Source organism: Candidatus Eisenbacteria bacterium (genome assembly GCA_016235265.1).
Lineage (GTDB): Bacteria > Eisenbacteria > RBG-16-71-46 > RBG-16-71-46 > JACRLI01 > JACRLI01.
This window is the reverse complement of sequence record JACRLI010000015.1, coordinates 370,437-391,177: the sequence shown is the minus strand read 5'-3', so window position 1 is coordinate 391,177 and position 20,741 is coordinate 370,437. Positions and strand designations below refer to the sequence as shown.

At 70.4% G+C, this 20,741-nt stretch carries 19 protein-coding genes; 10 read left to right on the top strand and 9 right to left on the bottom strand.

Annotated features, from left to right (window positions below):
- Positions 1 to 328 precede the first annotated feature (328 nt).
- The 3 genes from HZB25_09845 to HZB25_09835 are packed head-to-tail and all read left to right on the top strand — an operon-like array spanning position 329 to position 6,222.
- A complete protein-coding gene (locus HZB25_09845; protein MBI5837535.1) occupies positions 329 to 1,477 on the top strand; it encodes an efflux RND transporter periplasmic adaptor subunit in 1,149 nt (382 codons plus the stop codon).
- Positions 1,474 to 4,626 (top strand): efflux RND transporter permease subunit, encoded by a 3,153-nt coding sequence (locus tag HZB25_09840; protein MBI5837534.1) that lies wholly within the window; start codon positions 1,474 to 1,476, stop codon positions 4,624 to 4,626. Before HZB25_09845 ends, HZB25_09840 begins: the two co-directional genes overlap by 4 nt.
- A 30-nt stretch (positions 4,627 to 4,656) precedes the next feature.
- Positions 4,657 to 6,222 (top strand): DUF2723 domain-containing protein, encoded by a 1,566-nt coding sequence (locus tag HZB25_09835; protein MBI5837533.1) that lies wholly within the window; start codon positions 4,657 to 4,659, stop codon positions 6,220 to 6,222.
- Positions 6,223 to 6,325: 103 nt separating this feature from the next.
- On the opposite strand, the gene HZB25_09830 is transcribed toward HZB25_09835, so the two are convergent.
- Positions 6,326 to 7,552 carry an MFS transporter gene (locus HZB25_09830; protein MBI5837532.1) on the bottom strand — a complete coding sequence of 409 codons (1,227 nt, stop codon included), beginning with the start codon at positions 7,550 to 7,552 and terminating at the stop codon, positions 6,326 to 6,328.
- Positions 7,553 to 7,712: 160 nt separating this feature from the next.
- On the opposite strand from HZB25_09830, the gene HZB25_09825 reads away from it, so the two are divergent.
- Complete coding sequence (locus HZB25_09825; protein ID MBI5837531.1) at positions 7,713 to 8,009, top strand: hypothetical protein; 297 nt, start codon at positions 7,713 to 7,715, stop codon at positions 8,007 to 8,009.
- Here HZB25_09825 and HZB25_09820 read toward each other — a convergent pair.
- From HZB25_09820 to HZB25_09810, 3 genes are read right to left on the bottom strand one after another with little or no spacing between them, the layout of a single operon-like run.
- Positions 7,993 to 9,480, bottom strand: coding sequence for a sodium:solute symporter (locus HZB25_09820; protein ID MBI5837530.1), 1,488 nt, complete (start codon positions 9,478 to 9,480; stop codon positions 7,993 to 7,995). The two genes, HZB25_09825 and HZB25_09820, sit on opposite strands and share 17 nt — an antisense overlap.
- Complete coding sequence (locus tag HZB25_09815) at positions 9,477 to 9,722, bottom strand: DUF3311 domain-containing protein (protein MBI5837529.1); 246 nt, start codon at positions 9,720 to 9,722, stop codon at positions 9,477 to 9,479. Before HZB25_09815 ends, HZB25_09820 begins: the two co-directional genes overlap by 4 nt.
- Entirely contained in the window at positions 9,722 to 10,195 is a 474-nt protein-coding gene (locus HZB25_09810; protein MBI5837528.1) for a DUF4440 domain-containing protein, read from the bottom strand. The genes HZB25_09815 and HZB25_09810 overlap by 1 nt, the downstream gene beginning before the upstream one ends.
- Before the next feature lie 295 nt (positions 10,196 to 10,490).
- On the opposite strand from HZB25_09810, the gene HZB25_09805 reads away from it, so the two are divergent.
- The 3 genes from HZB25_09805 (at position 10,491) to HZB25_09795 (ending at position 13,219) form a co-directional block, all read left to right on the top strand.
- Positions 10,491 to 11,213, top strand: coding sequence for a YebC/PmpR family DNA-binding transcriptional regulator (locus HZB25_09805; protein ID MBI5837527.1), 723 nt, complete (start codon positions 10,491 to 10,493; stop codon positions 11,211 to 11,213).
- Between the two features lie 114 nt (positions 11,214 to 11,327).
- Entirely contained in the window at positions 11,328 to 12,419 is a 1,092-nt protein-coding gene (locus HZB25_09800) for an ABC transporter ATP-binding protein (protein ID MBI5837526.1), read from the top strand.
- Positions 12,416 to 13,219, top strand: coding sequence for an ABC transporter permease (locus HZB25_09795; GenBank protein MBI5837525.1), 804 nt, complete (start codon positions 12,416 to 12,418; stop codon positions 13,217 to 13,219). The genes HZB25_09800 and HZB25_09795 overlap by 4 nt, the downstream gene beginning before the upstream one ends.
- A 24-nt stretch (positions 13,220 to 13,243) precedes the next feature.
- On the opposite strand, the gene HZB25_09790 is transcribed toward HZB25_09795, so the two are convergent.
- Positions 13,244 to 14,074 carry a methyltransferase domain-containing protein gene (locus HZB25_09790; protein ID MBI5837524.1) on the bottom strand — a complete coding sequence of 277 codons (831 nt, stop codon included), beginning with the start codon at positions 14,072 to 14,074 and terminating at the stop codon, positions 13,244 to 13,246.
- A gap of 140 nt (positions 14,075 to 14,214) precedes the next feature.
- Between HZB25_09790 and HZB25_09785 the strand changes: the two genes are divergently transcribed.
- Positions 14,215 to 15,435 (top strand): hypothetical protein, encoded by a 1,221-nt coding sequence (locus HZB25_09785; GenBank protein ID MBI5837523.1) that lies wholly within the window; start codon positions 14,215 to 14,217, stop codon positions 15,433 to 15,435.
- On the opposite strand, the gene HZB25_09780 is transcribed toward HZB25_09785, so the two are convergent.
- Together HZB25_09780 and HZB25_09775 are read right to left on the bottom strand one after the other, a co-directional pair.
- Entirely contained in the window at positions 15,386 to 16,360 is a 975-nt protein-coding gene (locus tag HZB25_09780) for a glycosyltransferase (GenBank protein MBI5837522.1), read from the bottom strand. The genes HZB25_09785 and HZB25_09780 overlap by 50 nt on opposite strands.
- A complete protein-coding gene (locus tag HZB25_09775; protein MBI5837521.1) occupies positions 16,357 to 17,487 on the bottom strand; it encodes a glycosyltransferase family 4 protein in 1,131 nt (376 codons plus the stop codon). The genes HZB25_09780 and HZB25_09775 overlap by 4 nt, the downstream gene beginning before the upstream one ends.
- Before the next feature lie 166 nt (positions 17,488 to 17,653).
- Here HZB25_09775 and HZB25_09770 point away from each other — a divergent pair, with 166 nt between their 5' ends.
- Entirely contained in the window at positions 17,654 to 17,845 is a 192-nt protein-coding gene (locus HZB25_09770) for a hypothetical protein (GenBank protein ID MBI5837520.1), read from the top strand.
- Here the strand turns inward: HZB25_09770 and HZB25_09765 are convergent.
- Both HZB25_09765 and HZB25_09760 read right to left on the bottom strand, forming a co-directional pair.
- Positions 17,842 to 19,518, bottom strand: coding sequence for a hypothetical protein (locus tag HZB25_09765; GenBank protein ID MBI5837519.1), 1,677 nt, complete (start codon positions 19,516 to 19,518; stop codon positions 17,842 to 17,844). The genes HZB25_09770 and HZB25_09765 overlap by 4 nt on opposite strands.
- A gap of 107 nt (positions 19,519 to 19,625) precedes the next feature.
- Positions 19,626 to 20,339: a PEP-CTERM sorting domain-containing protein gene (locus HZB25_09760; GenBank protein ID MBI5837518.1), complete on the bottom strand. Its 714-nt coding sequence runs from the start codon at positions 20,337 to 20,339 to the stop codon at positions 19,626 to 19,628.
- A 181-nt stretch (positions 20,340 to 20,520) separates the two neighbouring features.
- On the opposite strand from HZB25_09760, the gene HZB25_09755 reads away from it, so the two are divergent.
- Complete coding sequence (locus HZB25_09755) at positions 20,521 to 20,739, top strand: hypothetical protein (GenBank protein ID MBI5837517.1); 219 nt, start codon at positions 20,521 to 20,523, stop codon at positions 20,737 to 20,739.
- Positions 20,740 to 20,741 lie beyond the last annotated feature (2 nt).

Genomic DNA, 20,741 nt, shown 5'->3' with positions numbered 1-20,741 from the left:
CGGGGGCATCCTGAGATCATCCTCTCCCGGCGCGCCAGGGTGCGGCCGGGAACGGCGGGGCTGGGCCCCGTGCGGCCCGCCCCGGGGGCCGATGCTGCGGGAATCTCGATGTGTGGCTACAATGACGCGGCCCGGAGTCCCGGGCCGGTTCCGGGCGGTGTGCCGTACTGTCGGCCGCCCCCGCGCCCCGGGCCCGGGGTTGCGCGTTCCCCCGGGAACGCAATGGGGCTTCCGGGCGTCCAATAAGCCAGTACCATCCCGGGCGTTGCCGTGCCGGCATGGGGGCGGCCCGGGCTTCGCCGTGGATGGCTACCGTGACGAGGGGAGGATGATGATGCCGCACCTGGAGCGTGGGGTCCGCGCCTGCGCCTGGTTTGCCGCGCTGGCGTTGCTGGCTGCGGCGGGCGCGGCGGGCTGTGCGAAGAAGCAGCCGCCACGCTCGCAGCGCGTTCCGGTCACCGTGACCCGGGCCGAATCCCGGGACGTGCCCTTCGAGATCGTCACCAACGGCACCGTCGAGGCCCGCCAGACCACCGAGGTGTGCGCCCAGGTGGGTGGCGTGGTGCAGCGCATCGCGTTCCGCGAGGGCGACGAGGTGCGTGCCGGGCAGGTCCTGGTGCAGATCGACCCGCGGCCCTACCAGGCGGCGCTGGCCCAGGCCCGCGGCGCGCTGGCGCGCGACGTGGCGCAGTATGAGAGCGCCCGGCTGCAGGCGGAGCGCTCGCGCAGGCTGGTGGCGGAGAACTACGTCTCCTCCGAGGAAGCCGAACAGAAGTCCGCCGCCGCGGAGGCGCTGCGCGCCACCGTGCGCGCCGATTCCGCCGCGGTGACCAGCGCGGCCCTGAACCTGGAATACGCGACCATCCGCGCGCCGTTCGCGGGGCGCACCGGGAACCTGCGCGTTCACGTGGGCGACCTGGTGAAGGCCAACGACACGGCCGCGCCGCTGGTCTCGCTCAACCAGGTGCGACCGGTCCTGGTCCGCTTCACCATTCCCGAGCGCGGCCTGGCGGCAATCCTGGCGCGGCACACCGCCCCCATGAGGGTGGAGGTGCATCCCGGCGACTCCGACTCGCTGCTGCAGGCGGGGCGCCTGGTGTTCCGCGACAACGCCGTGGACCCGGCCACCGGCACGCTGTTGATGAAGGGCGAGTTCGAGAACCTCGACGACGGGCTGATCCCCGGGCAGTTCGTGGACCTCCGGCTGGTGGTGTACGTGGAGAAGGGCGCCGTGGTGGTGCCCCAGCACGCCGTCACCACGCTGCCCTCGGGCGCGTTCGTGTACGTGCTGCGGCCCGACACCACGGTGGCGATCCGGCCGGTCACGGTGGCCCGCACGGTGCGGAACCTGGCGGTGGTCGCGCGGGGGCTGCAGCCGGGCGAGTTGGTGGTCACCGACGGGCAGCTGCGCCTGTCCCAGGGTTCCCGGGTGATGGTGCGCGACGGGAAGAAGCTGGGGCTCGAGGCGGGAAGATGAACCTCTCGGAGCTGTTCATCCGCCGCCCGGTCATGACCACGCTGATCATGCTGGGCATCCTCATCTTCGGCATCGTGGGCTACCGGCTGCTCCCGGTGAGCGACCTTCCGAACGTGGACTATCCCATCATCTCGGTGCGCGCGAGCCTGCCCGGCGCCAGCCCGGAGACCATGGCGTCCGCGGTGGCCACGCCGCTGGAGAAGCAGTTCTCCACCATCGCCGGGCTGGACGTCATGACCTCCAGCAGCGGCCAGGGCACCACCAGCATCACGCTGCAGTTCACGCTGAGCCGGGACATTGACGCCGCGGCGCAGGATGTGCAGGCCGCCATCGCGCAGACGCTGCGAAGCCTCCCCACCGGCATCATCCCGCCCTCCTACAGCAAGCAGAACCCCGCCGACTCCCCGGTGCTGTTCCTGGCCATGACCTCGAAGACGCTGCCGCTGTCCACGCTGAACCAGTACGCGGAGAATTTCCTGGCGCAGCGGATCTCGATGGTCAACGGCGTTGCGCAGGTGGCGGTGTACGGCGGTCAGAAGTACGCGGTGCGCATTCAGCTGGACCCCGGCGCGCTCGCCGCGCGCGGCATCGGGATCGACGAAGTGTCCGCGGCGGTGTCGAACGCCAACGTGAACATGCCCACTGGAATCCTGTGGGGCCCGAACCTGGCCGCGACGGTGCAGGCCAACGGCCAGCTTACCAACGCCCGCGAGTTCGGGAACATGATCGTGACCTACCGCGAGGGGGCCCCGGTGCGGCTGCGGGAGCTGGGCCGGGTGATCGACGACGTCCAGAACAACCGCGTGGCCAGCTGGTGTCGCGGGCAGCGCTCCATCGTGCTCGCGGTGCAGCGCCAGCCCGGCACCAACACTGTGGAGGTGACGCAGGCGGTCAAGGCCCTGCTGGTGCGCCTGGGGCCGCAGCTGCCGGCCTCGGTGGACATCCGCCCCCTGTACGACCGGTCCCTCTCGATTCTGAAATCGGTCAATGACGTGAAGTTCACCTTGCTGCTGACGCTGTGCCTGGTGGTGCTGGTGATCTTCCTCTTCCTGAGGAACATCCCGGCCACGGTGATCCCCAGCCTGGCGCTGCCGCTCTCGCTGGTGGGCACGTTCCTGGTGATGAAGCAGCTCGGCTACAGCATCGACAACCTGTCGCTCATGGCACTCACCCTCTCGGTGGGATTCGTCGTGGACGACGCCATCGTGATGCTGGAGAACATCCACCGGCACATGGAAATGGGCAAGCCGGCGCTGCAGGCGGCGCTGGAGGGCTCGCGCGAGATCGGCTTCACCATCCTGTCCATGACCCTCTCGCTCACCGCGGTATTCATCCCCGTGCTGCTGATGGGTGGCCTGCTGGGGCGGCTCTTCCACGAGTTCGCGGTCACCATCAGCGCGGCCATCCTGGTCTCGGGGTTCGTTTCGCTCACACTCACGCCCATGCTGTGCAGCCGCTTCCTCAAGGCGGAGCACACCCGGCGCCACGGCCACGCCTACGCCGTCGCCGAGAACGCCTTCAACGCCTCGCTGCGCTTCTACCAGCGCACCCTGGCCTGGGTCATGGACCACCGCCGCGCCGCGATGCTGTTCTCGCTGGGCATCCTGGTGGCCACGGTGGTGCTGTTCCAGGTCGTGCCCAAGGGGTTCATCCCCAGTGAGGACAACTCGATCCTCAACGGGACCACCGAGGCCGTGGAGGGAACTTCGTTCGAGGCCATGGTGCGCCACCAGCAGGTGGTGGCGGGGATCGTGGCGAAGGACCCCAACGTGCAGGACTTCATGTCCTCGGTGGGGGCGGGTGGTCCCAGCGCCACGGGAAACCTGGGCCGGCTCACCATCCGGCTCAAGCCGCGGGAGCAGCGGAAGATGAGCGCCGACGAGGTGGCTCGCTCGCTGGGGGCGAAGCTCTCGGGTGTTCCGGGCATGCGCGTGTACATCCAGAACCCGCCCAGCATCAGCGTGGGGGGGCGGACCTCCAAGAGCCAGTACCAGTTCACGCTGCAGGCCACCGACATCGCATCGCTGTACCCGGCATCCGCGAGTCTGCTCGAGAAGCTGAAGGAAGCCCCGCAGCTGCAGGACGTCACCAGCGACCTGCAGATCAAGAACCCGCAGGTGAACGTGAGCATTGACCGCGACCGCGCGTCCGCCCTGGGGGTCAGCGCGCAGCAGATCGAAGAGGCGCTGTACAACGCCTACGGGTCGCGCCAGGTTTCCACCATCTTCACGCCGGACGATCAGTACTGGGTGATCATGGAGTTGATGCCCGAGTTCCAGCGCGACCCGTCGGCGCTGAGCCGGTTGTATGTCGGGGCCCGGAACGGCACCCTGGTGCCCCTGGGTTCCGTGGCGGCGTTCAGCACCGGCATGGGCCCGCTGACGGTCAACCACTCGGGGCAGATTCCGTCGGTGACCATCTCCTTCAACCTGCGCCCGGGCGTGGCGCTGGGCGCGGCGGTCGAGGCGGTGCAGCGGACCGCACGGGAGACGCTTCCCTCCAACATCAACACCAACTTCTTCGGCACGGCGCAGGTGTTCAAGGACAGCCAGCGCGGTCTCCTGTGGCTGCTGCTGCTGGCCGTGCTGGTGATCTACCTGGTGCTGGGGATGCTCTACGAGAGCTTCATCCACCCCCTGACGATCCTCTCCGGACTGCCGTTCGCCGGGTTCGGGGCCCTGCTCACGCTGCTGGTGTTCCGCACCGAGCTCAGCGTGTACGCGTTCGTGGGGGTGATCATGCTGATCGGGCTGGTGAAGAAGAACGCCATCATGATGATCGACTTCGCGCTGGACGCCGAGCGGACCGAGGGCAAGTCGCCCCGCGACGCCATCGTGGAGGCGTGCATCATCCGTTTTCGTCCCATCATGATGACCACCATGGCCGCGCTCATGGGCACGCTGCCCATCGCACTCGGCCTGGGCGCGGGCGCGGAGTCGCGCCGGCCGCTGGGTCTCGCGGTGGTGGGGGGGCTGGCGTTCTCGCAGATCATCACGCTCTACATCACGCCGGTGGTCTACACCTACCTGGACGGGTTCGCGAGGAAGTTCCGGTGGAGGTGGCGGCCGGCGCCTGCGGCCACGGCCAGGGTCGCGGCAGGGAGCGGCCTGCCGTCGGTCGCGGGCTCCTCCGCAGGGGAGGCGGATTGAACCGCGGGGCCGTCCGCGAGGATGGGCACGATGCGGGATAGCGCCCGCTCCGGCCGGCTCCGAGCGCCCGCGTCCGTCGCCGTGGGGCTCGCTGCGGCGGCGCTGTACGCGATCCTGGCGCCGCGCGTCGCCGGGGAGGGTGACGGGAACGAGCTCACGGTGACTCTCGCCCTGTTTGGTGTGCCCCACCCGACGGGCTATCCTCTCTACACGATGCTGGGAGGCGCGTTCTGCTCGCTGGCACACCGCTTCGGGCTGGGTTGGTGGCATGCTGCCAACCTGTGGAGCGCGGTGGGCGGGGGGGTCGCCATCGGCCTCCTCCATGCGCTCGCCGTGCGCCTGATTCCCGGGGAATCGCCTTCGGGCCGGGGCGCGCGCTTCGCGGCGGCCCTGGTTCCGGCCGGACTATTTGCGATCCACCCGGTGTGGCTGGCCGAATCCACGCTGGCCGAGGTGACCAGCTGGCACCTGGCTTGGGTCGCGGCGGCGGCGCTGCTGTGCCTCGTGCTGGCCGGCCGCATCCGCGCCCACGCGAAAGAGGGATCGTCGGGAGCGGGCGCCGCGTTCGCATGGGGTGCCGTGTGCGGTCTCGGGATGGCCCACCACGTGACGGCGGTGCTGTTCATTCTGCCGCTTTCCCTGGTCCTGGGCTGGGAGGTGTCACGCGCGGGAGGCTGGCGCCCCTGGATGCTCCCTGCCGCGCTCGCGGGTGCCGCCCTGCCGATCGCGAGCTACGCCTTCCTTCTGTATCGGGCCTACCACCCATCAGCCTTCCAGTGGCCGCTGCTCGAGCCCTCGCTCGCGAGTGCGTGGCGGCACGTGCGGGGCGGGCCCTACGGGGTATTCGTGGGCCACTTCGCGCCCCCTCCCGAACAGAAGGCCCTGCTGGCGTCCAGCGTGTACCCGCTGTTGATCGCCGGGCTGCCCATCACGCTCGTGGCTTCCGGCATGGCCCGCGAAGCCGTACGGTCGGTCCTGCTGGCGCTGCTCGGGGCGGTGCTGCTGCAGGGCCTGTTCGTGTGGAATTACGGCGTCGCCGATCCCGTGACGTACTTCCTGCCATTGCTGCTGGTCGCGCTGCTCGGACTGGCGCCGGTGGTGGCATGGCTCTCGGAGCGTGCGAACCTGGCGTTCGTCCCCGCTGCCGTGGCGCTGCTCGCGATCGCGCTTCCCGCCGGGCCCTGGCTGAAGACCGCTGTGGATCGCTCGCGCCGGCTGGAGTTCGTCGAAGAGAGGATTCGAGTCGCGTGGCTGTCCATTCCGTTCCCGCGCGCGATTGTCCTCTGGCAGACCGACCTGTACCTGCGCCTGCGCGGGTACCAGTTGCTGCACGGCGAGCGCCCGGACTACTACGTGGAGAACCCGACCATGCTCACGTGGAACGCTCCCCGGCTCGCGTTCGAGGGGCGCTGGGGATTCGATCCCCTCGATGGCCTGGAGCTGCGGAGTGACGCGGACCTGGTGCTCGTGGGCGACAATATCCAGAGGCAGACGCAGGTCCCGGTGGTGGACTTCGCGCAGGCGCTCCACCTGACCCGGGAGATGTCGAAACCGGGTCCCGTGAACGACGCCGGCGGAAACAGCGGCGGGCGGTGACCCCGGCGGAGGCGCAGTCCCGCTTGGTGCGTCCATCCCATCCAGGATCCGCTGGGAGGTCAGTGACGAAGCCCGTCGTCCGCCGCAAGGCGGGGTCAGTCCGCTATCGGGTCGCGCCCCTCACCCCCGCCCGGCCGGGCCCGAGCCGCGCGATCGCCATGATCCCCAGCGCCGGCCCGATCGCGAGCGCCACGAAGGCCCATCGCCAGCCGGCTGAGCCCGCCAGCAGCGGGATCAGCTGGATGCTGCCCATCGTGAGCAGGAAGCCCAGGGACGTCTGCAGGGTGAGCGCGGTGCCCACGGCGTGGGAGGGCGCGGCGTCGGTCACCATCGCGCTGAACTGGGCGGAATCGGCGACCACGAAGAACCCCCACACCCACAGAACGGGCAGCAGCAGCCACAGGTGCGTGCCGTACAGCAGGCCCACGAGGAGTGAGCACGCCCCGCTGGTCGCCATCGCCACGGTGACCACGCGGGCGTAGCCCAGCCGGCGCGAGGCCCAGCCTCCCCACAGGCAGCCGATCCCCCCCGCCGCGAGCGTGGTGAATGCGGCGACGTCCGGCGCCCAGCCCGGACGCGGGCCGGGATGCGCGGCGATGCTCGCGGCCAGGAACGCCGGCACCCACGTCCACATCGCGTACAGCTCCCACATGTGTCCCAGGTAGCCGCCGATGGCCAGCCGCGTCTCCCGGTGACGGGCCACCACCGCCGCGAGGCGCCAGTCGAACGCGCGGCGCTCGAACGGGTACGGCCCGTCCCGGTAGAACAGGCTCACCAGGAGGGCGGCCACCAGGCAGGCGCCCGACGTGGCGAAAACCACCCCCTCCAGGCTGGCGCCCCCGGCCGCGTGCGCGAGGTAGGGCAGGGCCTTGCCCGTGGTCAGCGCGCCCACCACGATGCCGATGGCCAGCCCGCGCGAGGAGCGGAACCACGTGGCGGTCATCTTCATCGCCGGCGGGTACACGCCCGCCAGGAAGGCGCCGGTCAGGAAGCGAGTGGCCAGGGCCACGGGATAGTCGCCCGCGCCCAGCAAGGCCAGGTTGGACGCCGCCGCCAGCAGCGCTGCGCCGGCGAAGAAAGCGCGTGAGGGCCAGATGTCGGCGAGGTTCAGCAGCGCGGCGGCCGCGGTTCCGGCGACGAATCCGAGCTGGACGACCGCGGTGAGCCATCCGAGCTGGCCCGCGGAGAGATCCCAGTGGGCGCGGAGCTGGGGCCCGAGGGCGTTGCCCGCGAACCATGGCGACATGCCCAGGAGCTCGGCCACGGCCAGGAGCGCGAGGATGCCGAGGCGGCCGCGGGCGTCCCCGCGCGGGGAGTCGGTGGGAATCATGGCGCGGACACTACACGCAGCCCGGCCGATGAGGAACCGGGTTTCGACGCGGGACGCGATCCAGCCGCCGCCGTCCCACGTGGCGCTTGCTTCCCGCGAGGAGGCCGGTGCACTATCAGGACGGCCGCATCAGGTCGCGAACCCGGAGGAGGCTTCAATCATGATCCTGGTGCGAAGCGTGTTTCAACTGAAGTTCGGCAAGGCCCGCGAGGCGCGGGAGGCTTGGGAGCAGGTGAAGCCGATCATGAGCAAGGTCGGATCCGGCGCCACCCGCACCATGACGGACTTCACCGGTCCGTTCTACACCTTCGTGCTCGAGACTTCGCACGCCAATTTCGCGGCGTTCGAGAAGCACCTTCAGGAAGTCACGGGCAACGCCGAGTGGAAGCAGTGGTACGCGAAGTTCACGCCACTCGTGGAGTCGGGCCGCCGGGAGATCTTCACGATCCTCGAGTGATCTGCGGCGCGGTCGCCCCCGCGTCCGGCCGCGGGCCGGGGGTGACCGCGCTCACCGCAAGCACCACCACCGCGTTCACCGCCATGGCCACGAAGCCCACGTTGAGGTCGGTGATTTCCGGGGGCCATCCCGGGAGGACCCTGGCCAGCGTGGTTCCCGGCGTCGACAGCCACGCCACCGTGGCCACCCCTGCGAGGATGCCGGCGAGCGCGCCCGCGCGGCTGGCCCACGGCCGCCGCGGCAGGCTGAGCATCATCGCGGGAAAGAGCTGCGCGACGAAGTTGTAGCCCATCAGCAGCAGCGGCACCAGCGTGGTGCCTCCGTGCAGCGCGAAGAGCACCGACACCAGGGCGATGACCGGCACCAGCGAGCGCGCGAGAATCCCCACGGTGCGCTCGTCCGCCGACGGGACGAACACGCGGTACACGTTCTTGGCCAGGATGGTGGCGGCGGTCAGCAGCAGCATGGATCCCGGCACCAGCGCCGTGAGCAGGCCCGCGGCGCCGATGAGACCCAGCAGCGCGGGCGAAAAGCTCTTCTGCGAAAGCCGCAGCAGCGACAGGTCCGCATCCGGGCCCGCGAGCCCGGGCACCTGGAGGATCGCCGCGAACCCGGTGAAGAACACGAACAGCAGCACCAGCTGGTAGATCGGCATCAGCGCGGCGTTCTTGCGAAACACGTCCTCCGACTTGGCGGTGTAGCTGGATGCGAAGGCATGCGGCCACATGTAGAACCCCAGGGCCGAGAGCATCACCGTGGAGAGGAACCACGGCACGCTCCGGGTCTCCGCGGACAGCGTGAGGAACGCCGGCCGGGCCCGCTCGATGGCCTCGAACATGGGCTGGTACCCGCCGTAGTAGTGCAGCGGAAGGTAGATGCCCAGCCCCACCGCCACCGCGAGGATCATGACGTCCTTCACCACAGCAGTCCAAGCCGAGCCGTGCACTCCCGAGACGATCACGTAGGCCACCAGCGCCGCGGTGCTGAGCCACACCGCCGGGTGCGGCGGGATGCTCCCGCCGGACGTCTCCGAGACGATGATCCCCAGGCCTTTCAGCTGCAGCACCAGGTAGGGCACGATGGCGGTGACGCTCACCAGCGACACCACCACCCCCAGGGCCGGGCTGTCGTACTTGCGCACGAAGAAGTCCGCCTGGGAGTGCAGGCGGTGGGCGGTGGCGTAGCGCCACACCACCGGCAGCAGGAAGTAGGAGAGCGAGTAGGCGATCACGCCGTAGCACAGGATGTAGAAGGCGGGCGCGCCGCGCCCGTACGCCCAGCCGCTGCCACCGAGGAAGGTGAAGGTGGTGTAGATCTCGCCCGCCATGAGCAGGAACACGAACACGGCCCCGAAGCCCCGGCCGCCCACGGTCCACTGCTCCAGGCTCATGGTTCGCCCGCGGCGCGCGGCCACGCCGAGCGCGAAGGAGAGCGCCAGGAACAGCACCAGGATGAGCAGGGCCGGGCTCACGGGGCCTCCCCGCGGCCACCCGGCCCGCCGCCTGCCCGCCCCGGGCCCTTCGCAGCATCCGCCGCGCGGTCCAGGTACCACACCAGCGTCATCACCGCCGAGGTGAGCAGCACGCAGCACACGATCCAGAAGAGCAGGAAGGGGAGTCCCAGGACGTAGGGCCGGACGCGGTTGGCGAGGGGCACCCCCACCAGGATCGCGAGCCCCGGGAGCAGCGCCAGCAGCCGGTATGCGCGCTCCATCACGACGCCGAGCTGCTGTGGTCGTGCACCACGCGCCAGCCGTCCCGGCCGAAGTGGCGCAGCCAGAGCGTGAAAAGCCCGTGCGGGCGGTCCGCGGCGCGCACCAGGGCCCAGGCGCCGCGCACCACCGCCTGGCCGGGTGCCACGATCGACACGTCCGCCAGGTCCAGGGTGAGCCGGCCCATCTCGCGGCCCTCGCCCTGGCAGCGCTTCCGGTAGCGTTCCAGCGTGGGCTTCCAGCCGCGGGTCACGTCGCCGCCGCCGTAGAAGGTGAGCGAGTCGGACTCCCAGTAGCCGCGCATGTAGCCTTCGAGGTCCCCGCGGTTCCAGGCGTCCGCCTGCGCGGCGATCACCTTGCGGACTTCGGCGGGGTCCCGGTCGGGCTCCACGGCGGGGGCCGGGCCGGCGGCGGTCGGCGCGCCGGTGACCGCGGCGGCCAGCAGCACCCATGGCAGCAGCATTCGGACGGACATCGTCTCCCTCCCTCGAATGGATGGGTCTCCGGCGCACTCTGACCGCCGGGGCGCCGGGCGTCAATCCCAAGAGTGGTTCGCGCCCGGGGGCCGGCGGGCGGAGGCGGGCGGCCGTGGGCGCAGGCGGACGGAGGCCAGCGCAGGCGGCTTGCCGAAGGCGTTTCCGTGGCCTATCATCCTGCGTCGAACGCCTTTGATTCGCATTCCGCGCCCCGGGCGGCCGCCGGGCGACCGGCCGCGCCCGGTCCGCGGGGCGGGCCGCCACCCGGCATCACTTCTTCGACAGGACTCGAGCATGGGACGCATTTTTGAAACCCGCAAAGCGACGATGTTCGCCCGCTGGGACAAGATGTCCAAGGCCTTCGCCCGGATCGGGAAGGAAATCACCATCGCCGTGAAGGCGAGCGGGCCGAACCCGGACAACAACCCCTCGCTCCGCCGGGTGATCCAGAACGCCCGCGCGATCAACATGCCCAAGGACAAGATCGAGTCCGCGATCAAGAAGGCCTCGGGGCAGACTTCGGCGGACTACCACGAGGTGCTGTACGAGGGTTACGCACCGCACGGCATCGCGGTGCTGGTGGAGACCGCCACGGACAACCCGACGCGCACCGTGGGCAATGTCCGCTCGATCCTGCACAAGTACGAGGGCAACCTGGGCTCCACGGGCAGCGTCAGCTTCAACTTCAAGCGCATGGGCGTGTTTCGCCTGAACCCCGCGGGGCTGGACGCCGAGTCGCTGGAGCTGGAGTTGATCGACTTCGGGCTGGAGGAGATCGGGGAGAGCACCGGGGAGAAGGGCGAGCCGCAGCTGGTGATCCGCTGCGCGTTCTCCGAATTCGGGCACCTTCAGAAGGCGCTCGAAGACCGCAAGATCACGCCGCTGTCGTCGGAGTCGGAGTACATCCCGCTCAACCCGGTGGAGCTGGCCGAGGACAAGGCCACGGATGTCCTGCAGCTCATTGACAAGATGGAGCAGGACGAGGACGTACAGAAGGTGTTCCACAACCTGGCGTAGGCGCCGGGCACTCCCGCGGTGTTCGAGCTTGCCGCCCTCGCTCCGGCGATGGTACGCTTCCGCAGGCCCGCACATCCCTATCCTCCCAGCCGCCGCGGAATCGTGGAGCCAAGCGTGATATCCGAGCAACGACCGCCGCATGACCGCGGCGCTGCCGCCATGGAGGGCGATCCGGCACTCTCCGTCGAGGATGTCGGCAAACTGTATTCCCCGGCGAGGTTGCCGTGGCGGCCGGCCGGGGGACCGCAGGCCACCCAGGCGCTGCGCGGGGTGTCCTTCCGGGTGCGCAAGGGCGAGACGATCGGCCTGCTGGGGCCCAACGGGGCCGGCAAGACGACGCTGCTCAAGATCGTGTCCACCCTGCTGTACGCGGATTCGGGGCGCGTGCTGGTGCACGGCTTCGACGTCCGCCGTCAGGCGACGCAGGCCCGCAGGACCATGGGCCTGGTCACCTGTGACGAGCGGACCTTCTACTGGCGGCTCACCGGGCTGCAGAATCTCTCGTTCTTCGCCACGCTGCACGGCTTGAGGCCCAGGCAGTGGCGGCCCCGCGCCGACGAGCTCCTGGAGGCGCTGGGGCTGACCCAGGCGGCGTCCCGGCCCTATCACAGCTACTCCTCCGGGATGAAGCAGAAGCTGGCGATCGCGCGGGGATTGCTGGGCGACCCCCGGCTGGTGCTGTACGACGAGCCGACCCGCAGCCTGGACCCGCTCAGCGCGCGCAACATCCGCTCCTGGATCGTGGCCCACCGCGCGAAGGACCCGTCCCAGACGCACCTCATCGCCACCAACCAGCTCTCCGAGGCCGAGGAACTGTGTGACCGGGTGTTGATCATCAACCGCGGCTCGCTCATCGCCATGGGGACCATCGCGGAGATCCGGGAGCGGTGGCAGCGGGGCGACTTCCAGGTGCACCGGATCACGGTGCGCGGACTGCCGGGGCTGGCCGGGCTCGCGGCCGATCCCGGCGTCGGGCTGCAGGAGGTGGGGCTGGTGTCCTCCGACGCGGATGTCGCGGTGATCCGCGTGCGGACCGTGAAGGGGGGCGGGGCACTGTCCGCGGTGCTGGACAGGATCCTGAAGTCGGGGGGGCTCATCATCGGTGTGGATGCCGAGCAGGTGCCCTTCGACGACGTGTTCTGCTCGCTGGTCCTGGGGCAGGCCGCGGATCCGACCGCGGCGGCAGGAAGCCGGGGGGCGGCGTGAGGCTCGCCTGGGCGTTCTTCAAGCGCGACGCCATCATGGCGCTCAGCTACCGCGCCACGTTCGCCGCCCAGCTGGCGGGCAACCTGGTGCTGCTGTGCCTGTTCTACTACATCGGGCGGACGGTGGGGCCCCAGAGCATCCCGGCGCTCGAGAAGTACGGCGGCAGCTTCCTGGCCTTCTTCCTGGTCGGGATCGCGCTCACGGACTGCGTCGGGGTGAGCCTCACGGCGTTCTCGAAGCAGATCCGCGAGGGCCAGCTCACCGGCTCGCTCGAGGCCACGCTGATGTCCCCGGTCCCCCTGCCGGTGATCCTGCTCATGTCGTCGCTGTGGCCCTATTTCCTCAGCGCATTCCGCTTCGTGATGTACCTGAGCCTCGGAATGCTGCTCTACCGCGTGGACCTGGCGCACGCCAACCTGCTCTCCGCGCTGGTGCTGTTCGTGCTCACGGTGCTGTGTTTCGCCGGGCTGGGCATCCTGTGGGCCAGCGTGGTCATGGTGGTGCAGCAGGTGGAGCCGATCATCACCGTGGGGGCGCTGATCGTGCTGCTGCTGAGCGGCGTGGTCTTCCCGAGCTCGGTGCTGCCGGTGTGGCTGCAGCACGTGGCCGCGCTGATCCCGCTCACGCACGCGCTCGACGGGATGCGCCATGCGCTGCTCCAGGGGTACAACCTGGGCCAGCTCGCGGGGGTCGCGTGGACCCTCATCGGCTTCGCGGTGGTGTTCCTCGCCGCGGGGCTCGGCTCGTTCGGCCTGGCGGTGGGATACGCCAAGCGGGCGGGCACCCTGACCCGGTTCTAGCCGGGCCCGGAGTTCGGGGCGGGGCTAGGGGAGCGCCCGGAACACGGCCCGCTTCGGCCCGCGGCCGCCGGAGCGCGGCGGAACCTCGAACCGGCTGACGACTTCAACCGAGCGGAAGCCGGCCTCGGTCACCATGCGCCGGAGCGCCCCGTAGCTGAAGTGCCACCAGACATTCTCGCGCCGGGCTCCGCGGTATTCGATCACGTCGTCGGGCAGCTCCGGGCGGTAGCAGTCAACGATGTAGGCGGAGCCCGAGGTCACGCTGCAGATGTTCTGGAGCGCGCGGACCGGGTTCTGGATGTGAAGCAGCAGGTCCCCGCAGAACACCAGGTCGAACTTGCCCAGTCGTTCGGGGGACAGATCGTAGACGTTGAGGATCTCGCGGCGGACCTGGGAGCCCAGGATCTCCCGGGCTGCCAGGAAGCCGGCGCCGGTGGGCTCATCCAGCAGTTCCGGGGCCATGCGGGCCCGCACCGAGGGGGCCAGGTCCAGGTGCCGCCAGCTGGGGATGTCCAGCCCCACGACCTCCCGGGCCCCGCGGCGCTCGAACTCGAACGCCCAGTAGCCGTCGAAGGTGGCGACATCCAGGACGCGCTTCCCGTCCAGCCGCGCGGGGAGCCCGTAGCGGTCCAGGTGGGGGGCATGGTCGTAGAAGCCGGGGGTGACCACTCCCTGCCCCAGGTCCACCGTGTGGTACCACTCGATCCCGCGAATCCGATCGAGGATGGCCGCGCGGGTGAGGGGACGGGGGAGTGGGGCATGGTCCTCCCGCGCACGCGGGGAGGCCTCCACGGGGCTGGCCGGCTCGCTGCTGTTGTCGCGATTCCGGACCTTGTCCAACCAGGCGCTCTTCATTCCAACCGAAACCTGGAGCGGCCCCAGGCGGAAACCCCATATGGCCAATGCTCACCTCCTGAGTGGAATCGGAGCATGATAGCACACCCAGGATCGTGCGGCGCACCCGATGGCAGTGCTTCATGGACGGGAGGCAGCCCATGAGAATCCGATCGCGCCGCGGCGCCTTCGCCCGCGTTCTCCTCGTCGGCCTGCAGGCGCTGTTGTCCCTGCTGCTGGTGGAGGCCGCCTGCCGCATCCTGCGTCCCGCGCGGCCCTCGGAGTTCGTCTCCCACCCGGTTCTCAACCACGTGCTGCGGCCCCTCGCCACGGTGGAGCACGCGGAGTGGGCCGCCTCCGGGATCCCCCTCTACCGGCTCAAGGCGAACCGGCAGTCGTGGATCCACCCCGCGGACGTGGTGCGCCGGAAGCCACCGGAGACGTTCCGGATCTTCTACGTGGGGGACTCCTTCGTGCAGGGCTACGGCCCGGCGGAACAATCCATGCCCGCGCGGGTGGGGGCCGCCCTGAGGGAGCCGCTGGCGCGCCGGGGATGGCGCCTCGAGCTGGTGAACACCGGCACACCCAGCTATTCGCCGATCCTCTATCACATCCTGGTCACGCGAACCCTGCTGTCCTACTCGCCGGACCTGATCGTGCTGAACGTGGACATGACCGACGTGTTCGATGACTTCCTGTACCGCCAGACCGCGGTCTTCGATTCGGCGGGGGCGCCGCTCGCCTGTCCGGCAGGCAGCCCGCTGAAGGGGCGCTACGTCCGCAGCCCGGACGGGCTGCGCGAGCCCGGCCGCCTCGAGGCCTTCATGATCCGGGTGAGGACCTATTCGCGGTTCGTGGACATCATCATGAACCGCACCGCGCGCTACCAGGGCACGCTGAACTGGCGCGTGGGCGCCCCGGCACGGATCGGCCGCAACGCCGGGCTTCCCCGCCTCTTCGACTGGTGCGGGCCCGAGTGGTCCGACGAGACCCGCGCACTGGTCGGACAATCCATGTCCACGCTCGCGGCCACCCTGCGCGCGGCGCGCGCGGCTCACGTGCGGGTCGTGGTGACCGCGGTTCCGCACCTGGGACATTTCACGGGGGTGTACTCGCTCCGGCCGTTCGAGGAGGTCCGCAGGGTGTGCGAAGCGGAAGGGGTCCCGTACCTGGATTCCTACGCCGGGATGCGCGGGCGATTCGGTTCCGCAGGCGCTTCGGCCTGCTACATTCCCGGCGACATGCACTTCAACCCCGCCGGAAACCGGCTGTGGGCCTCGGTCCAGTCGGATCTTCTGCGACAGTACCTCGAGACCGGCGTCGGTGCGCCCGCTACAGTACCAGGCTCCGGTGCCTCGCCGAGCCGTACAGCAGCACCGTGAAGAGCACCAGCGCGCGCGGCAGCCCCACGAGGATGCGCGCGAGCCTGAGCCAGGGGCTCCGGTGCCGGCCGCACTCGACGTACCGGGTGATGGCATAGGGCAGGATGAGCGCCGCGAACACCGGGTGCGCCAGCGCCGCCAGCGCCACGCCGACCAGCGCCAGGTCGAACATCGCGGTCACCCGGAGCAGGAAGTACCGGTGGTACAGGTGGGCGCGCAATTCCGGGATCGTCTTCACCATGTGCGGCCAGGCTGCCGCGAACCGGGGTTCCGTGAGCCACTGTCGCAGCGAGGCGCGGAATACCTCGTGGTGCACGAGGGCCTCCGGCGAGAACACCGCCTGCCGGCCCATGCGCAGCACCCTCCAGGCCAGGTAGGTGTCCTCCCCGAAGTAGTCGTAGGAACCCGAGAATCCTCCGGCTTCGAGCGCATCGGCGGTCCGGTAGAAGATGTTGCAGGTCTCGTACACGGGACCGAGCCGGGTCACCTCGATGGTCCGCTCGAAGAGGTGGCGCGGCTGCGCCGGGTTGGGAAGGGTGCGGCCCTGGACCAGTCCCACTCCGGGCGCGAACGCGGCCACGCCCGCACCGATCCAATCCGGCGTCACGGTGCAGTCGCTGTCGGTGAAGGCGACGATCTCGCCGCGGGCCATCCGGAGGCCGTTGTGACGGGAGAGCGCGGGGCCGCGGTTGTTCTGCGGCACCAGTCTCAGGGCATGGACCGCCCCGGGGACCCGGGACTCCACCATCGCCGCGGTTCCGTCGGAGCTGGCGTTGTCCATCACCAGCACCTCGAACCGGTCGGAGGGGTAGGCCTGCGCGGCGAGCGAGTCCAGCAGCCGCTCCAGCAGCTCGCGCCGGTTGTGGGTCGGCACCACGACGGTCACGAACGGCGGTTCCGTCCACTCCCCGGGCCGCGGGATCATCGGCCGGCCATTCCGGCGTAGACTGCCTCGAAGCGCGGCCCGAGTCGCGGCCAGCCGAACTGCTCCGCCTGCGCCCGGCAGGCGCCGGCCGTCCCGGGGCGCCGTGCCAGTTCCAGCGCCTCGACACAGGCGCGCGCGAGGCCTTCCACGTTGGTGGCGGCCGGCCGGGTCGCTCCCGGCTCGAAGAGCACTCCCACCTCCGGGCTGGCGATCACGTCCGGGATCCCGGCGTGGTTGGCGCCCACGACGGGCGTTCCGCACGCCAGCGATTCCAGCAACACCAGGCCGAGCGCCTCCCACACCGACGGCAGCACCATGACCGTCGCCTCCGCGTACAGCCGCGGCAGGTCCTCCGGGGACCCCATCCCCAGGAACTCCACGTCGGCCGCGATCGAGGGGGGCAGGAGTGCCGCCAGGGCGGCGGCGCCCGAGGGGCGGATCGCGCCCGAGAGGCGCAACCGTGCTTCCGGCACGCTCCGCTTCACTTCCGCGAACGCCCGCAGCATGAGCCCGGCCCCCTTGCGTGCCTCATCGAGCGCCCCGACCATGAGCAGCGTGGCGGGGTCCCGGGGGATGTCGGCCCGGAGGCGGAAGCGGTCCAGGTCCACCGGGGTGGGCAGGAGCCTGCCCTCCACCCCGAAGTCGCGGCGCAGGTTGTCCGCGGCGAAGTGGCTGAGCACGCCCACCGTGCGGGCCCGGGCGAGGGCGGTGCGCATCATGACCAGGTCGAGCGGGGAGGTCCGGAAGTACCTGCCCAGCGGAATTCCCATGGAGTGATACAGGAACGGAGCGCCGGTCCGCCCGGCGGTGGCCGCGGCGAAGGCATCGAAGTGGGACAGGCAGTGCACCGCGTCGAAGTCGCCGCGGGCCAGGTCCCGCCGGCACTGGAACGCATACACATGGGCGGACGTGAATCTCCGGCCGAGCCAGGCCGGCGGCCTCCGCTCAGGGTACAGCAGGTGCCTCGCGGGAGCGCCGGGGTCGGGGCGCGGGCCCCCGCCGTCGGTGGCGAGCACCGTGACCTCGTGGCCCCGGGCGGCCAGGTACCGCGAAAGGTCGTCCAGGAAGCGCTCGGACCCGCGGCGGACCTGGGGCCAGAAGAACGGGTTGGTGATGGCGATCCGCAAGGGGAGCGGGACCTCCGGGATTCACGTGGTACTGCAGAACCGACCGACCCCGCCCGCGGCGCCCGCGGGCGCCCGGCTTCGCTGCGGTCGCTTGACGATCTCCGCCGGCCGAGTATATGCTCATTCGCACGATACTTGTATCCCCATGAGGCTGAGAGGAGTCCCTGTGAACCCGGTCCGGCGCTTCTTCCGCACGCTGGTGGCCCGCACGGGCATCGCGGGAGCCCTGCTTTCGTTCTTCTGGCGCGGCCGGATCTGGTGGCTGACCCCGCTCGTCTTCGTCATCCTCCTCGTGGGTGTGCTGGTGATCTTCGGCCAGTCGTCGGCCATCAGCGCCTTCGTCTACACCCTCTTCTAGGCGGAGCGCCGGGGGCCCGGGCCCCGGACTGCCGGGCGCCATCCCAGCAGGCGCCATTTCGGAGCGTGTCCGGGCCGGGGGCGCTTGATCTCGGTCACGGCATCCCACCGCACCCGGGGCGAGCCGGCGCGCAGCGCCATGGCCCACGACGTGTCCGCGAAGTCCACCCGCGCCAGCACATAGTCGGCTTCCAGGTACGGGCGCGCCTCCTCCGGAAAGTTCCACAGTTGCGTCACCACGTCCGGCTTGAGATCCCCGATCGAGTGCCGGCAGTCCCACTTGAGGTGCCCCGGCCAGAACTGCGTGAAGGGGTTGCCGGAGGCGGCCACGTGCATGGGCAGCCGGGCCACATACGGGTCGCACTTGCCCAGCAGGTCCACCACGCGCCGGTCCGCGTAGTAACCCGTCGCGCCGATCCCGGCCGCGGCCACGCTCGCGCCGGGCAGGGTCACCGCGCGCGCGGCCAGCGCCTTGGCCACGAATATGGAATCCTCCTTCACGTAGGGCGGTGGCAGCAGCAGCGTCAGCCGCTGCCACGGGGAGAGGGCCGCCAGGGTGGCGGCGAGCGCCACCGGGGCGATCCATCCCATCCCGGCCCGCCCCGTCCCGCGGGCGCGCGACGGGCCCCGCCCTGCCTGCCACGCCCCCGCTGCACGCGCCACGCCCCACGAGCCCACGACCAGCAGCAGCGGCATCGCCACCGTGACGTAGCGGTTGCAGATGCCTTGTTCCTCCCACGCGTCGCCGCCCACCCACACGGAGTAGAGGCACTGCGCCGCGAACACCGCCAGCAGCGGCGCGACGCGGCCAAATGCGCCCCGCGCGGCATTCACCGCGGCCGCGGCCAGCAGCACCGGCGCACCCCACGCGCGGGCCAGGAACGTGAGCAGCACCCATGCCCCGCGGGCCACACGCAACCCGAGCGGATAGCCGGTCAGCTTCAGGTGGTAGGTGAGCGGGAGGAACTCGCCGAAGTAGAGTCGGCGCGCCAGGGTCTGGGCGGCCAGCGCGACCAGGGCCGCGGCCAGGCCCCAGCGCAGGTGCGTGCCGCGGCGCCCGGGGTCCGCCGCGGCCGAGGCGGCGCAGTACGCCAGCAACACCACCGCGAAGTCGAGGCGCACGAGCGTTCCCGCGGCCAGCAGGACGTAAGCCCTCCAGGGGGGCCGGCCCGCCAGCAACATCCAACCCGAGGCGGTGGCGATGAGCGCGAGCAGGCCCACCTCCATTCCCTGGAGCGTCCAGTTCACCAGCGGATAGTGGAACGCCGTCAGCGCCACCGCGGCGAACACCGTGCCGCGCGTCGCGCCGGGCAGCAGCGCGGCCAGGCGGCGGACGAAGTCCAGGTGGACGAGGAGCAGCGCCGCCCCCAGGGCCTGCATCACTCCGGACGCGTGGCGCCCGGCTACCGGCAGCAGGTGCACCCCCGTCATCACCAGCACCCAAAGCGGATTGGTGAAGCCCTCCACGGGCGGCTCGCCGGGATTGAACGTGAGGCCGTGGCCGTGCGCGAGGTTTCGGGCGTAGCGCATGGAGATCATGGCGTCGTCGAACAACGAGAAGTACCGGACGCCGTCAATGACGAAGGTGGTGCGGAAGATGAAGGCCACGTAGTAGAACAGTGCCAGCACGGAGAGCGCCGTGAAGACCGTGCCGAACGCCGGATCGGGCTGCATTCGGGGTGCCGCCGCGGGACGCGCGCGGGAGGCCCGGGAGGGGGAAATGGAACGGGGCATGGGGACAGTGTATCAGATCCCCATGCCCCGGTTTCCTGGTGGCGTTCCTAGTTCGAGTGGGAACCCGGCCTTGCACGCAGCGCGAGCAGGCCCAGCGCGCCGAGGCCCACCAGGAGCAGCGACGGCGGCTCCGGGACCACGCCCGAGGGGGACACGGTGATGGCGTCGAACACACCACTGGTGTTGTTGGCGCCCATCACGGTGAAGGCCAGGGCCACGTGGGAAGTCGCCGCGCCGGAGGAGAACTGGAAGCCCGCGGACTGCCAGTTGAACAGCCCCGGTGTGGCGAAGAAGAACTGGCCCAGCGTGGAATTGGCATCCGCGTCCACCACCTCGACCACGGAAGTGCCGGCCAGATAGCCGAACCGGTCGTCGCCGGCGTGCAGGAACGACACATCGTAGGCGGTGCCGGGGGTTACGGCGAAGCTGGAGTAGATTCGATCGAACCCGGACAGCCCGAAGTTGCCGATACCCAGCGCGGCGCCGTTGTACATGCCGGCGTTCTGCAGCAGGCTCGCGTAGAACAGCCCTTCCGCAGCCGGCTTGGGACCGGTGGACTTGAAGCGCTCCCCGTCGGTGTTGGACGCAAACCAGCCGAGGCCGGCGGCGTCCGTTCCGGAGAAGCTGACCTCGGCCACGTCCGGGCCCTGCTCGAAGCCGGGGCTCACGAGGAACGCGTGCGCGGGGGAGGATAGCGAAATCAGGATCAGGGCGATCGCGGTCGCCGCGATCGGGGCGATGCGGATGAACCGAAGTGTCATGGGGGCCTCCTGGGAGACAGGGTAGCTGAGCTTCGCGGCCTCGAAGGAAGCCCCATGATACCCCGGGATTCCGGGATCGGCAATGCCCCGTTGCGGGCCCCGTTGCGGATGGGCTCATCCCGGAAGGCCCCACGGAAGGGGCCATTCCTGCGTTCACGGCAGCTATGCTAGACTCCGGCTCATGCGATTCAGACGTATCACCCCGGTGCTGGCCGCGCTCGCGGCGCTGGCACTGTTCGCGGCCGGCTGCGGTGACGACGTGACCGCCCCCTCGCCGGACCCCGTGCCCAGTTTCTCGCTGACCGACGTCAATCCCGCCTCGCCCACGCACAACCAGGCGGTCACTCCGCGGCAGTACCTGGGCAAGGTCTCGGCGTGGTACTTCGGCCACGCCACCTGAGG